Source organism: Symbiopectobacterium sp. (assembly GCF_047692315.1).
In the GTDB taxonomy this organism is placed as follows: domain Bacteria; phylum Pseudomonadota; class Gammaproteobacteria; order Enterobacterales; family Enterobacteriaceae; genus Symbiopectobacterium.
In genome coordinates, this window is sequence record NZ_JBLLJS010000019.1 from 12,216 (window position 1) to 26,504 (window position 14,289).

Below are 14,289 nucleotides of genomic sequence, written 5' to 3' on the forward strand. Positions count from 1 at the left end.
CAACTGCCGTTGGCGTTTACGGTGGCGTGGTGTCCACGGTGATGGTGTGGCTGTTGCTGGCTGGGTTGTGTGCGATATCACTCACGTTGGCGGTAATGGATTGCTGGCCCTGCGGCAGTGCCTGCACATCATTAGCGGGCACCGTGGTGCTCCATGAGCCCTCGCTACCGACTGTCGCCTGATACGTTTTGTTATTCAGTGTCAGGGTAACGGTGCGCCCCGGTGTGACATGGGTGATTGAACCACTGATGGTCATCGGGCTGCCTGCATCCCGGGCGTTGATCACATCATCACCGGAGACGGTAGCGATCGCGATGGTAGGCAGATCCGCAGGTTGCGCGATCACATTCAGCGTATGGCTGTTGCTGGCGGAGTTACCGCCCGTATCGCTAACACTGGCGCTGACGGTGAGCTTGCCATCCGGCAGCGCGCTCACGTCTATGGCGGGAACCTGCACACTCCAACTGCCATTACTGTTTGTGGTGGTGTAAACATGGCCATTGAAGTTGATGGTCACGGTTTGACCCGCCGCCACATTCGCCGTGGTGCCAGAGAACATCAATGGCTGCGTGGCCTCAACCGCATTCAGACAGCCGTCGCCGGAAAGTGTTTTGATGTTAATGGCTTCCGCTGTGCTGTCTACGGTGATGGTTTGTGCGGGGAGCGTGGTGATATTGCCCGCTTTATCGGTGATAGAGGCCACCAGGGGATAGGTGCCGTTAGCGAGCGCTTGTAAATCCGCACCGGGCAGAGAAATTTGCCAGGAACCGTCGCTATTGACGGTGCCGCTGTAGGTTTTGCCGTTTAAGGTTACGGTGATAGTCTGTCCGGCCTCGCTGGGCGACGTTGTGCCAGACAAGGTTTGCGCGGTTTGCGCGCTTTTCACCTCATCGGTGGTGAGCAGATCGTCGCCGGTAAGTTTTTGCACCGTGAGGGTTGGCGGTGTGGTATCAACAATCAATTCGCGGGTCTACGCCGGGATGGGGGCAGGCAGCGTCTCTAAACGCAGCGACGCGGTCATTCGTAAAGCGCTTAATAAGGGGATCGTTGTGGTGCGCTCCACGCGTACCGGCAGTGGTGTTGTCCCTCCCGATGCCAGCCAGCCCGGCCTGGTTTCCGATTCGCTCAACCCGGCAAAAGCGCTCATCCTGCTGATGCTGGCATTGAGCAAAACCCAGAATCCAGATGTGATTCAGGCGTATTTCCATACCTACTAGTGCTTGTGTGGCACGCGTAAAAATACCTCTTTGTCACACGTGAAAAACGCAAAGCAGGCTGCCACCTTTGAGGGTGGCAGCCTTTCCTGCTTCTTACTCAGCTATCTATTTCATGAAATCGTGTATTTAACGCGAAATAACAAACAACGTGGAAGTGATGCCGCGTAAATCAGGATAGATGTGCGGATTAGCGCCCAGAGGCTTTCTTGTTGTCATGCTTTATCGGTATGATGCCCGCTGATATCGATTAATGCGTCCCGGGGATTGCCGGGAAAGTGAGAAGGGTAGGTCATTACATGTCACAGCCCATTTTTATGGTTGGGGCCAGAGGGTGTGGTAAAACCACGGTTGGCAACGCGCTGGCGCGTGCGTTGGGTTATCAGTTTGCCGACACCGATCTGTTTATGCGGCAAACCAGCAAAATGAGCGTGGCGGATGTGGTTGCGAATGAAGGATGGCAAGGCTTTCGCCAGCGTGAAAGCTTTGCTCTGCAACAGGTGACGCAGCCGCGCTGTGTGATCGCCACCGGCGGCGGTATGGTGCTTTCTCCGCAGAACCGTCAGTTTATGCGCGCGCAAGGGATTGTTGTCTATCTGTTTGCCTCTGCAACGCTGCTGGGTGAGCGCCTGGAGGCTTGCCCCGAGGCGCATCAACGCCCCACGTTGACCGGACGTCCAATTGTCGACGAAATGGCCGATGTGCTGGCAGCGCGGGAAACGTTGTACCGCGATGTGGCACATCACGTGGTCATTGCCTCTGCGGCTCCGGATGCCATCGTGGCAGAGATTCTGCAAATGTTGCGTGTTTCAGCCGCCTCATAAGCGGCTTTTCGTTGGTTATTTCTTTCTTCTCGTTTCTGATCACAGGCGCTATACTATATTGAATATTAATGAATATTTTTCTAGAAAAGTGAAATCTATCGGTTTTGACAGTGACTCCATTGGCCGCGCCAGTGTGGGCGTGATGGAAGCGGGAGAGTACACTTTTGGTACCGGGCAACCGGAAGAGATGGCCGTTGTCAGCGGTGCGCTCACGGTAAAGTTGCCAGGCAGCAATGAATAGCAAGTTTTTGGGCCCGGAGCTGTATTCTCTGTGCCGGGCAGCAGCGAGTTCTATTTACAAGTGGCTGAGCCGACCTCTTATCTCTGCAAATACCTCTGATCTTTTGCCCCTGCATGCAGGGGCAAACCCGCCTTGCCAACCAGATATAAAGCATTTTCGCCGTGTGAAAATGCGTATAACCAAGATTATATTTGGTTGCTGTTTCGCCGGTAATATCTTCGCGGCGTTGGTCGATTGTCACCAACGAAAATAATCACCGTTTAGATCAGGCCGCTTATTCAGCGGTTAAACCGCGAATAATTCGCTTGTTGTTCATATCTTTTTCTTATATCTGTTAATAAGCACACTATCCCGATTATATCATTTTATTTGATGAAATAAACTGATTTTTTATGCCAATCTGGTAATGAACCGTGAAGCTGACGCTTAAATGAGTGAAAAATATCATACTAAGTTCTATTTTCCTGTTATACATCTTCTTTAGCGCCACAATCCGCGCTCAAGTTTGATTTTATTCTGTCGTTATAGAATATATAGCTATCTTCTACTAAGAGTGATTTATGCTGAAAACAACGCGAGCGCGCATATTGGCGGTGTGTGCGTCTATTGTGGTTTTTTCCCTCGCTGTAAATACCTACCTGAATTACACCATTGCCAATAATGCAAATGAGTCATCCATCGAAGACACTCTGGATTCGGTGACCAGTAGCCACGGTCTGGCAATCAGTGATTGGGTGGCCTCAAAAATTCAGATGATTCCTCCATAAATGATTGGGTTCTGACCCATGAGGATCCGATTCCGCTGTTCAAACAGATGGTGACGGCGGGGAAACTCCTGAACGTCTATTGGGGTATGTCGATGGCACGGCAAAATTTGCCGATCCGGGCGGTATTCTGGCGGATTACAACCCGACAGTGCGCCCTTGGTATAAGCAGGCGGTGCAGGTTGGGAAACCGGTTGCCACTACTCCGTATATTGATATGGTGACCAACAAGCTGGTGGTGTCATTCGTTTCACCGGTGGTTTCAGGCTCCAGTGTCAAAGGCGTGCTGGGCAGTGACGTGACGATGGAGAATGTCATCGCCAATGTGCGCTCCATCAACCCGACTCCGGCCAGTTTTGGCGTGCTGATCGACAAAGCTGGTGTGATTATTGCGCATCCGGATGAAAATCTGACGCTGAAAAATATCACGGATATTGCCCCGGGCATTGTGCTCGGCGAATTACTGACTGCTCAGCATCCGGTGACCGTCGAGATGGGCGGCCCAGAGCGCATGGTGCGGGCACCGACTGGTATATTCTGGTGGCGCTCGACAGGGCAGAAGCCAAGGCTGGCATGCGTTCGCTGCTGACCACGTCGGTGATAACGCTGGTCATTATCTCATTGCTCGGCTCGCTGATCGTTGGCGTCATCATTACAAAAACGCTTAAACGTCTGCTGCAAGTGCGCGATGCGATGGATGACATCAGTAACGGTAACAATGACTTGAGCCAGCGCTTGCCCGATGAAGGCCACGACGAAGTGGCGCAGATTGCCCGTTCGTTCAACGTCTTTATCGACAAGCTCAGCATGGTGATGATTCAGATTCGTGATATCAGCGCCTCGGTGAAAGTCGCGGTGGATGAAATCTCGTTAGGCAATAATGATCTTTCTGCGCGTACTGAGTCTGCGGCCGCGAGTATTCAACAAACTGCCGCCTCGCTGGAGCAAATCTCGGCGGCGGTCACCGAATCGGCCAGCTCTGCACAGCATGTGAATAGCCAGGCGCGCATCTTGTCTGAAGACGCCAGCACCGGCGGTAAAGTGGTTTCAGATGTGATTGTGACAATGGAAGATATCGTCGCCGCTTCCGGCAAGATTGGCGATATTATCGGTGTTATTGACGGCATTGCCTTCCAGACCAATATTCTGGCGCTAAATGTGGCGGTGGAAGCGGCAAGAGCAGGTGAGCAAGGCCGTGGTTTTGCGGTGGTTGCCTCCGAAGTTAGCGCCCTGGCGCAACGTAGCGCACAGGCAGCAAAAGAGATCAAAACCTTGATCGAAGCGATCGTGGTCAGCGTCACCTCCGGTTCCACGCAAGTGCGTCAGGCCAGCAGTACCATGCAGGAGATTGTCGGCGGCGTTTCCACCGTGACCACGGTGATGTCGGAGATCACCCACGCGGCGGATGAGCAAATGCGCGGCATTCAGGAGATCAACAAGGCGATGGCGCAGTTGGATTCCATGGTGCAGCAAAACGCGGCACTGGTGCAGGAGTCTACAGCGGCAACCGAAGCGCTGTTGGCGCAAACGGAAGAACTGCACTCCACGGTGGAACACTTCAAGGTGTAAAACTTCTGACGTAAAAAATGATGAGCGCCGTAAGGCGCTCTTTTTATTACGCCAGTTTAATCAGCACCATTCCCAGCAGTAGCAGCCCCAAGCCTACCCAGCCGTTTTTGTTCAGGCGTTGGCCGAACAATATCCAGCCTGCTGCTACCGTGGCGGCGATGCCGAATCCGCCCCACAGCGCGTAGGCGACGGTGAGTTCGATGCCTTTTACCGCTTGCGCCAGTGCGCTGAACGCGGCCAGTACGCTTATCAGCGACAATATTCCAAGCCACACATTGCGAAAGCCATTCGACAGTTTAAGGAATATGTTGGCGGCAATCTCTAACACGATCGCCAAAGCCAGGAATGCAGCATGGTGCCATTCAAACGGTAGCATGATGGTTACCCCGCGTTGAACGAGTCGCTGGCGCTTTGCGCACGCCTGATTTCACCAACAGGATACCCACTAACAATATTGCCAGCCCGACGGCTTTCAACACAGAAAGGGATTCATCAAACAGCATAACGCTGAACAGCGTAATAATCAGAATGCCAATGCCCTCCCAAAGGGCATAAGCCACGCCCAACGCAACGCGCTTTATCGAGATTGACAGCAAAAGGTAAGAGAGTGCAATCATGCCATACATCACCAGATGGCCTAGCGGACTGCCGCTGACGCTGGCGTATTTCATGCTAAGGGTGCCAATAATTTCTGCTGCAATGGCGCACGCTAAAAAGATCCAGTAAATCATTATTTTCTCCCTGATCGGGTCATTCGTAGCATGTGGGTGATGCCCCCGTGAAAACAAGGTGCAGTGATGCCGGGGATGTCAGCTCCCATATGCGATAATAGGGGTAAGGCATGAGCAGACAAATGCTTAAGGATGCGCTGCTGCCGCCAAATTCAGAGAGAGCTAAAGTTCGCTACACCAGTGATGCTCACTGGCAAGGAGCGCTGAAAGGAAAAGCATATAGATGGAAGTAATGACGGTTTTACTCTGTATTTTCTTCATGATGATTCTGTATTACCCGCCGCAGATAATGCGATTTGTCCACATTCCTCTGAATTAAAATAATATTATAATACTTTAACTGTAGCATTCCTCATGAGGGAAAGCAAACCGGCGCTCGGTTTGAGGGCGTCTCATTGCCTGTTCGTTTAGCTGGCGGTGCAGAAAGACGCTGCGCCGCGCTGATTGACGTTACGTCTTAGGTCACTTACGCCCTCAACGGCATTCTTAACATGGGATGTGGCTGCTGTTTGGCAAAGTAACGCTGAATATGGTGCAGAACTTCGCGCTGGCCGGGGAAGGGTAACATCCGCTCTGCTTGCTCAAAGGTTGCCCAATGAAACTCGCTGTGTTCAGCATTGAGCACAATGTCCACGTCAGCGGCGACGTAGGCAACAAACACCGGCACCAGAGTGATGCCGTTGTTATCAGCTTCGTAAAACTGCTCGCAACGCTCGGCTGAATAGAGGTCGGTCAATTGCAGGCCGGTCTCTTCTTTGGCTTCACGCTGTGCCGTTTGCCAGGCGTCTTCCCCGGCTTCAATACCACCGGCTATCTGGCACCACTGCCCAGGTTGGGTATGGCCGTTGCGGCGCAGCAGTAATACCTGATAACCCGTCCGCGATGGGCGCAATACATACAGCGCGATAGAAAAACAGTGCACCGGGATCTCATGGCGCATAACGCAATCCTTGTTCCGTTTGCCTGATTAAGGTTTAGCGCTGCGCTTCACCACCCAGTGCTTCCACCAGATTGGTGGTCAATGCGGAAAGCTCGCTGGTCATCAGAATGAAATTGGCATCAAAGCGCTGAGCAACATCTTCTCTGTCGATGTCGTCATTCTGCTCGCGCAGCGTGTCGGCGAATTTCAGCCGTTTCAGCGTGCCATCTTCCGCCAACACCAGTTGGATCCGCTCCTGCCAGTCGAGGGCAAGTTTGGTGACCACTTTGCCTTTTTCGATATGCACGGCGATTTCATCACTCACCAGATCTTGCTTCTTGCAGCGGATCACACCGCCATCTTCCAGAATGGCTTTTAATTCAGCCTCATCTTGCAGGGTGAAGCCGGCAGGTACATCCCCAGATCGGACCCATTCGGTCAGCGTCAACTCAATAGGATTTTCCAGCGCCAGCGGTACTACAGGCAGCGAGCCCAGGGTTTTACGCAACAATGCCAGCGTATCTTCGGCTTTTTTAGCGCTGGCAGCATCGACCATAATCAATTGATTGACGGTGTCGATCCATAACCAGACCTGGCTGAAACGGCTGAAGGCGCGCGGCAGCAGCGTATGCAGCACTTCATCCTTCAGGGTGTCTTTTTCCGTTTTTTTCAGTTTACGGTGCTGTTCGGCTTCAAGCTTGTCAATTTTGGCCTGAAGCGCCTGCTTGATCACCGGCGAGGGCAGCATCTTCTCTTCTTTGCGTGCGCAGAGAAGCAGCTGGCCATTGACTCTGTGGATCAGTGCATCGCTGTGAGAACCCATGGGGGATACCCAGCCGGTGCGGGAAAGATCCTGGCTGCCGCATGGGGTAAAGGCGAACTCACTTAATTGTTTTTCCAACGCATCGGTGGAAAGGGCGATATCGCGGTTCAAGCGATAAATAATAACATTTTTAAACCACAGCATGGTGTTATCCCTGGCGGTGCGTGCGTGGCACGCGGATGAAAGGGGGAGGGACGCATGATAGCGGATTTGACGCGCAAGTGCAGCGCGTAATGGTGGATTCGGTATACACTAGAATGAAGCAGTTTTGTGCCAGGTGCGTGAAAACTGAGATATTTGTTCATCCCTGACGGGAATTTTCTAAGGAGGCAGTGTGCGTATTGGCGTTGATTTGGGCGGCACCAAAACGGAAGTCATTGCGCTGGGGGATAACGGCGAAACGCTATTCCGGCATCGTCTGCCGACACCCCGTGATGACTATCAGGGAACGTTGCAAACCATTGCTGCGTTGGTCAATGAAGCCGAAAAGGCAACCGGCATGACGGGGAGCGTTGGCGTGGGGATTCCTGGCACCTTATCCCACCCCCCTGTCGCACAACGTAAAAAACGCCAATTCCGTGTGGCTGAACGACAGGCCGTTGGATAACGATCTCTCAGCCCTGTTGCAGCGTCCGGTGCGCCTTGCCAATGATGCCAACTGTCTGGCCGTATCAGAAGCGGTGGATGGTGCCGGTGCCGGGCTTGGCGTGGTGTTTGCCATTATTATCAGCACGGGATGCGGTGCGGGCATTGCGCTCAACGGGCGCGCCCATGCCGGGCGCAACGGTATTGCCGGTGAATGGGGGCATAACCCGCTGCCCCGGCAGAATGAGGAAGAGCGCCGACATTCGCAGGCCGTGCCTTGCTATTGTGGTCAAACCGGGTGTATCGAAACCTTTATTTCCGGATTTCCGGCACCGGTTTTGCCGCCGATTATCGCCATGTCACGGGGCACGCCTGCAACGGAGAAACGATCGTTTCACTGGCGCGTCAAGGTGATAGCGCCGCAGAGCAGGTGCTGCAACGCTATGAGCAGCGCCTGGCGAAATCCATTGCACACGTGATCAACTTAGTGGATCCGGACGTGGTGCTGCTGGGGGGCGGGATGAGCAACGTCCCGCGTTTTTATCAAACGCTGCCCGCGCTGATTACCCCGTGGATATTTGGTCAGGAGTGCACCACACCTATTCGTCAGGCAACGCACGGTGATTCCAGCGGTGTGCGCGGTGCCGCCTGGCTGTGGCCGGCAGCATAACGCGTCTGCACCCATCATACACGCAGAGCGCTACAGGGCGTAGCGCTCATCAAGCTGGCTTACTCCCAACCCATTGACCTTTTTGACCTTGATTTGCGTGGAGATACGTGCTTTTATCGCTTCCACGTGGCTGATGACGCCAATGGTTTTGCCGGTCGCATTAAGGTTATCCAGCGCATCCAACGCACTATCCAGAGTATCCGCGTCCAGCGTGCCGAACCCTTCATCAAGAAACAGCGAGTCGATACGGGTTTTGTTGCTTACTAAATCGGAGAGTGCCAGCGCTAACGCCAGACTGACCAAAAAGCTCTCGCCGCCCGACAGGGTGCGAGTGTCGCGCCCCGCGTCAGCTTGCCAGGTGTCGAGTACATGCAGGCCGAGTTCATCGTCGGTTTTACGCTGAAGCTGATATCGGCCGTGCAGGCGGGTAAGGCGCAAGTTGGCCAGATACACCAGATGATCGAGCGTTAGCCCCTGGGCGAATTTACGGAATTTATCGCCGCTTTGCGAACCGATAAGATCGTTGAGGCAACTCCAATCGGCATAGTGTTGGCTTTGTTGCTCGATCTCCTGTAGCAGCGTCTGTTGTTTATCCCGTTGGATCTCATCGTTGCGCAGCCGCTGCTGCTGCCCGCCTTGTTGGTAGAGATTGGTTTTTAGTGCGGCATCGAGCATGTCCAGTTGTTGTTCTGGCGTTGCGGCTTCCTCGCCCTCAGGCTCGGTTGCCGGACGCTGCGCCAGATGTGCGTTCAACGCGGCAATGGCCTGCTCTAGCAGCGCTTTGGTCTCCGTTACCGCCTGGCGCACCGCATCGATTTTTGCCCGCAGCGTCTGACACGTGTCATCATCCAGCAGCGCTTGCTGAAAAGCAGTTTCGTCAATGAACGGACTGCGCGCCAGCGCAGCAGCAAACTGTGCGGCGGCTTGTTGCTCATTGTCTACACACTGTTGACAGTGTACGCGTTGTCCGGCCATCTCACCCGCCAGTCTGGCAAGCTGTGCCGCCGCATCTTGTGTCGCGGCGGCTAATTGGTCGACGGTCTGCTGGTGTTGTTCGCTTTGTTGCCGCCACGCGTGTCGCACCTGTTGCGTATCGCGATCGCCAAACAAGGCATGACGCTGTTGACGCAAGGCTGCCAGCTGTTTTTCCCCGTCCTGCCATTGTGCCTGTTGTTGTGTGACGTGGGCTTGGAGTGCCTGTAGGCTTTTTTCCCGTTCTTGCACAGTCGCGTGCAGCGAAGCCAGCGTTTTTTCATGTTGCTGTAGCTGCTGCTCGGTGTTTTGCCAACGTTCAGCCTCAGCGGTGCGTTCAACCAGCCACTGCTGTTGTTCAGCAAGGGGCGGCAATGCCAGCGTGTAGGGCGCTAGCGCCTTGACGAGCGTTTCTTGCTGTTGCGTAAGCTGTGCCGCGAGCTGCTGCTGTTTGTGTACGTTTTCTGCAACCCCTTCCTGATGTGTATGAATACGCTGTTGCAGCAACGCGAACTGTTGTTCCGTTTCCTGATGTTGGCGCTGTGCCGCTGCCAGTGAATCCTTACTTTCTTGCCAACGTCGTTGCAGTTGTTCTTGTGCTTCTATCTGGCTAAACAACGTATCTGCTTCGCGATCGCAGGTTGTCAGCCACTCGACAATCTCTTGTTCCTGCTCCGGTGCGAAGGTGACGTGTAAATGCTCACTCACTTGCTGCCAGGCGCTGTATTGCGTTTGGTACAGGTTTATTTGCTCAGCCCGTTCGGCCTCAAGTTCATCACGCTGTTTGGCGAGCGCGGCGAGTGCGCCCTCCTGTTGCGCCAACGCACTGCGCGCCTGCTGGCACTGCGCGCGCAGTTCTGCCATGCGTACTTGCGCATCGGAAGCGGTTAGTGTCAGAGCCTGATAGTCTTCAATCGCCGGATGGTGCGTGGAACCACACAGCGGGCAAGGTTTGCCCGCTTGCAACTGCGCACGCTCGGCTTCCAGTTTGACGATACGCTTTTCTAGCTCGACGTGTTGTTCAACATCGTTGAATTGTTGCTCCAGACGCTGACAGTCGGCGAGCTGCGTTTTACCGTGTTGTTCATCGGTTTGATAACGTGCGTTCAGTTCGCGCCATTTGCTTGCGCTTTTTTGCTGCTGTTGGCGCAGGTTGCTGAGCGATTGTGTTAATTCTCCGAATCGCCGCCTGTCATGACGAGCACGCTGGTGTGCCGCGTAGCGCTCACGCAAGCGGGCAATAGGATTTTCCGCTTCAGCCTGCTGCCACAACCTTTGCTGCTGCTGACATTGCTGTTGCAAGGTGAGAGCGTGTTGTTGTTGCGCCGCACGTTGGTCGTTCAGCGCTAACTGCATGTGCGTCATCTCTTGCTCATCGTTTGTCAGACGCTGCCGCTGCGTTGCCAAATCGTCCAGTTCCCCAGACAGACGCTGCTGCTCCTGAAATGCCGCGCGCCAACTGCCCAGTTGTTCGCGCCAGTGACGGTGGTAGGGATGTTGCTGTTGGTAGGCGAGTAAGGCTTCATGCTGGGTTTGCGCGGTGTCGCGCTGACGCAACAGATCGGTCAGTTGCTGCTGCTCGTTATCACGCTGCGTTTGGGTTTGGGTCAACGCCTGGCGCAACTGTGCACTGCGTTCACCCTGTGCGGTAATTTGCTGATCGAGCGGCATCACCTGCTGTTCGATCAACGTCTCTTCCTGCTGGCGTGCGGCACTGTGCTGCTTTTGTGCTTGTTGCGCTTGCTCAGATAAGAGCCGCTGTTGCTCATGTGCTGCCTTGCACGTGGCGTGCTGTTGCACCAATTCGGTTTCCCGCGCTTGTGCGGCGGTCCGCGCTAACCGAGCACGTTCGCGCTCTTGCTGCAATGGGCGCAATTTCTCTGCGGGCTCATCGCGCTCCAGCCGCAAGCGGTCGGGCTCGGCGTCACTCTGTGCTTGCTCCGCCACTGCTGCCTGTTGCTGCCTTTGTCGTATATCCTGTTGTAACTGCCGTTCTTGAGCCAGCCATTGCTGGTGTGTCAGTGCTCGCTCACGTTTTTTGCGCAGTTGCTGCTCTTCCTGTTGTAGCTGCGTTAACGCAGTTTGTACCGCGTCGCGCTCGCCGTCATCCAACAACGCAATGGCCGACGCACGCGCCTTTAGCGTATCCAGCGCCAGCTTAACGTCTTTATGACGCTCATAGATTCGGCTGGAGATCTTACCGTAGATCACCGTGCCAGTTAGCTCCTCCAACAGTGCTGCGCGATCTTTGGTATCGGCATTGAGAAAGGCAGCGAATTGGCCCTGTGAGAGCATCATCGAACGGGTAAAACGCTCAAAATCCAGTCCGGTAATACGGGTGGTGAGAGCAAGCTTTTCGGACAGCTTTTGCGTCAGGATCTTACCGTCTTCGATCAGCGCCAGTTCGGCTTTTGGAGCTTGAAGGTTACCGTCTGCGGCATTTTTTGCCCGACGTTGGCTCCAGAAAGCACGATAGCCTACACCTTTGACTTCAAATTCCACTTCGGCCAGACAGTCGGCAGAGTTGCGCGTCATCAGCTCGTTCTGAGTAGCAGAGAGCGTATCCAGTCGTGGCGTTTTGTGATAAAGCGCCAGACAAATAGCGTCCAGCAGTGTGGTTTTACCCGCACCGGTCGGGCCGGTGATGGCAAACAGGCCGTTACTGGAGAACGGCTCCTGCGTGAAGTCAATCTTCCATTCGCCTTTGAGCGAGTTGAGGTTTTTTAACCGTAAGCTAAGGATTTTCATGCTTGCGGCGCTCCTTCAGTGACGTCTCGGACCATTTCATCGAACAGTGGGCGTAGCCGCTCTTGCTGCTCAGGCTCCATATTGGTCAGTGCCAGTTTGCGTTCGAAAACGTCGCGTGGCGATAATTCGTCCAGCGTCTCTTTCTTCTCGCGCGCCATGGCCTGCAAGCGCTGTTCACGGCTGCGCCGTAACAGCAACACATCCACCGGCAATTCTTGCGTTAATTGCTGGATGCGCTGCTGCATATCGCTGAGGTAAGTGTCGGTAGCGATTTCAATATCCAGCCAGATGCGCTGCCCCGCTTCTGGCGTCGGAAGGCCTTGCAACTGCTGCGCTATCTCCGCCAGATTGCCTTTGATGAGGCGCATCGGTTGTGTCACGGGAACGGGCAGCAGGGTGATCTCCGTAAGCGCGCCTTGCTGGAAATCGAGCAAGGCGACGGATTTTTCACTGCTAAGCTCATCAAAACTCAGGGCAATGGGGGAACCGCTGTAGCGGATATGCTCGCTGTGTCCCACGCGCTGCGGGCGGTGAATGTGCCCGAGGGCGATATAGTCGGCAGGCGGAAACGCCTGCACCGGGTAGGCATCCAGCGACCCGATGTAGATATCGCGCACGGCTTCCGAAGCGGTAACGCCCACGGTGGTCAGGTGTCCGGTAGCTATAATGGGTAAAGGCAACCCCAGCGTTGCGCGTAAGTCGCAGGCGTGCTGGTAGCATTGTGCATAGTGTTCGCTAATGGCGTCTTGCAAAGCGAGTTTTTTTTCCGCGCCGGATTGGCCTGCCTGACTGCGCAGGATGTCTCGCGGGCGCAGAAAAGGAATGGCGCACAGAACAGCGCCGGGTGTTCTCTGATGGGTATTGAGCGTAAACACCTGCTGCGCCGGATTCTCGGCGGCGTTGGCGATAAGGCGTGTATTCAGGCACGCCAGCAGATCCCGCGATTCATTTAGCGTGGCTACCGCGTCATGGTTACCAGCCAGCAGCACCAACTGGCATCCGGTGCTGCGCAATGCGACAACAAACCGGTTCAGCATTTCGCGCGCATAGCTGGGCGGAGAACCGTTATCGAAGATATCACCCGCCACGATCAGCGCATCGACCTGATGTAAGGTAATCTGTGCAATCAGCCAGTCGAGAAACGCTTGATGTTCCGGCGTGCGACTTTTGGTATAAAAATATTGGCCCAGATGCCAGTCTGCGGTGTGAATGATTCGCATGGCGTTTCCTGTGAGGCGTACTATCAAATGTAGGGCGATTATAAGCAGTGACGGCGGCGGCTGTCGTTATTGCGACGGAAATTTTGGAAACAACGCCTAAACAGGCTGTTACCCGCAGGTTGCGTTTTCATAAATCTGTCATAAAACTGACGCATACTGCTTTCGCCCGCAGAAGATTAGCCATTCAGGCTCATATTTTTTACGTAAAGCGGGCTATCGTAAGATTTCGTTATTGGTTGACGCGTTTCACACGCTGATTAACGGCAGGATCAACAATGGCAAGACGCATACTGGTCGTAGAAGATGAAGCGCCGATTCGTGAAATGGTGTGCTTCGTGTTAGAGCAAAACGGCTATCAGTCCGTTGAAGCGGAAGATTATGACAGCGCAGTGACGCGTTTGTCTGAACCCTATCCGGATCTGGTGCTGCTGGACTGGATGCTGCCAGGTGGCTCAGGGTTGCAGTTTATCAAGCACATGAAGCGCGAAGCGCTGACGCGGGATATTCCTGTCATGATGTTGACGGCACGCGGAGAAGAGGAAGATCGCGTGCGCGGGCTTGAGGTTGGCGCGGATGATTACATCACCAAGCCTTTTTCCCCCAAAGAGCTGGTCGCGCGCATCAAGGCGGTGATGCGCCGCATTTCACCGATGGCGGTGGAAGAGGTGATCGAAATGCGTGGCTTGAGCCTGGACCCGACCTCTCACCGCGTTACCACAGAACAGCACGCGCTGGAGATGGGGCCGACCGAATTCAAGCTGCTGCATTTTTTTATGACTCACGCGGAGCGCGTTTACAGCCGCGAGCAGTTGCTCAATAACGTTTGGGGAACTAACGTTTATGTTGAGGATCGTACTGTGGACGTGCATATTCGTCGCTTGCGCAAGGCGCTGGAAACCAGCGGATACGATAAAATGGTGCAAACGGTCCGGGGAACGGGGTATCTTTTTTCTACGCGTTATTGATGTGCGTGTGAGTGATAGCGTGCGCGACATCGTGGCTGAATACC

The 14,289-nt window shown here is 54.3% G+C and carries 9 protein-coding genes and 4 pseudogenes; 6 read left to right on the plus strand and 7 right to left on the minus strand.

The features are described 5' to 3' along the window. Positions 1-16 precede the first annotated feature (16 nt). Positions 17-961, minus strand: a complete 945-nt coding sequence (locus ACMZI0_RS08895) for an Ig-like domain-containing protein (RefSeq protein ID WP_415672677.1) — start codon at positions 959-961, stop codon at positions 17-19. Positions 962-968: 7 nt separating this feature from the next. Between ACMZI0_RS08895 and ACMZI0_RS08900 the strand changes: the two are divergent. The 4 genes and pseudogenes from ACMZI0_RS08900 to ACMZI0_RS08915 all read left to right on the plus strand — a co-directional run. Next, positions 969-1,217, plus strand: a pseudogene (locus tag ACMZI0_RS08900) (L-asparaginase); the annotation flags it as partial. Between the two features lie 296 nt (positions 1,218-1,513). Then, a complete protein-coding gene (gene aroL, locus ACMZI0_RS08905) occupies positions 1,514-2,038 on the plus strand; it encodes a shikimate kinase AroL (protein ID WP_415672678.1) in 525 nt (174 codons plus the stop codon). 55 nt (positions 2,039-2,093) lie between these two features. Beyond that, positions 2,094-2,378: pseudogene (gene ppnP, locus ACMZI0_RS08910) on the plus strand (pyrimidine/purine nucleoside phosphorylase). Positions 2,379-2,839: 461 nt separating this feature from the next. Further along, a pseudogene (locus ACMZI0_RS08915) lies at positions 2,840-4,612 on the plus strand (methyl-accepting chemotaxis protein). Between the two features lie 46 nt (positions 4,613-4,658). On the opposite strand, the gene mdtI reads toward ACMZI0_RS08915, so the two are convergent. From mdtI to rdgC, 4 genes are all read right to left on the minus strand, one after another. Next, positions 4,659-4,988 (minus strand): multidrug/spermidine efflux SMR transporter subunit MdtI, encoded by a 330-nt coding sequence (gene mdtI, locus ACMZI0_RS08920; RefSeq protein WP_415672679.1) that lies wholly within the window; start codon positions 4,986-4,988, stop codon positions 4,659-4,661. After that, on the minus strand, positions 4,975-5,343 hold the full coding sequence (mdtJ, locus tag ACMZI0_RS08925; protein ID WP_415672680.1) for a multidrug/spermidine efflux SMR transporter subunit MdtJ: 369 nt from the start codon (positions 5,341-5,343) through the stop codon (positions 4,975-4,977). Before mdtJ ends, mdtI begins: the two co-directional genes overlap by 14 nt. 466 nt (positions 5,344-5,809) lie before the next feature. Beyond that, complete coding sequence (locus ACMZI0_RS08930) at positions 5,810-6,283, minus strand: NUDIX hydrolase (RefSeq protein ID WP_415672681.1); 474 nt, start codon at positions 6,281-6,283, stop codon at positions 5,810-5,812. Positions 6,284-6,317: 34 nt separating this feature from the next. Beyond that, the gene (gene rdgC / locus ACMZI0_RS08935; RefSeq protein WP_415672682.1) at positions 6,318-7,229 is read right to left on the minus strand and encodes a recombination-associated protein RdgC; all 912 of its coding nucleotides are present in this window, start codon (positions 7,227-7,229) and stop codon (positions 6,318-6,320) included. Positions 7,230-7,419: 190 nt separating this feature from the next. Here rdgC and mak point away from each other — a divergent pair. Beyond that, positions 7,420-8,340: pseudogene (gene mak / locus ACMZI0_RS08940) on the plus strand (fructokinase). Between the two features lie 30 nt (positions 8,341-8,370). On the opposite strand, the gene ACMZI0_RS08945 reads toward mak, so the two are convergent. Further along, complete coding sequence (locus tag ACMZI0_RS08945) at positions 8,371-12,060, minus strand: AAA family ATPase (RefSeq protein WP_415672683.1); 3,690 nt, start codon at positions 12,058-12,060, stop codon at positions 8,371-8,373. Then, entirely contained in the window at positions 12,057-13,280 is a 1,224-nt protein-coding gene (gene sbcD, locus ACMZI0_RS08950; protein WP_415672684.1) for an exonuclease subunit SbcD, read from the minus strand. Before sbcD ends, ACMZI0_RS08945 begins: the two co-directional genes overlap by 4 nt. Positions 13,281-13,555: 275 nt before the next feature. On the opposite strand from sbcD, the gene phoB reads away from it, so the two are divergent. Beyond that, positions 13,556-14,245, plus strand: a complete 690-nt coding sequence (gene phoB / locus ACMZI0_RS08955) for a phosphate response regulator transcription factor PhoB (RefSeq protein WP_415672685.1) — start codon at positions 13,556-13,558, stop codon at positions 14,243-14,245. The last annotated feature ends 44 nt before the right edge of the window (positions 14,246-14,289 follow it).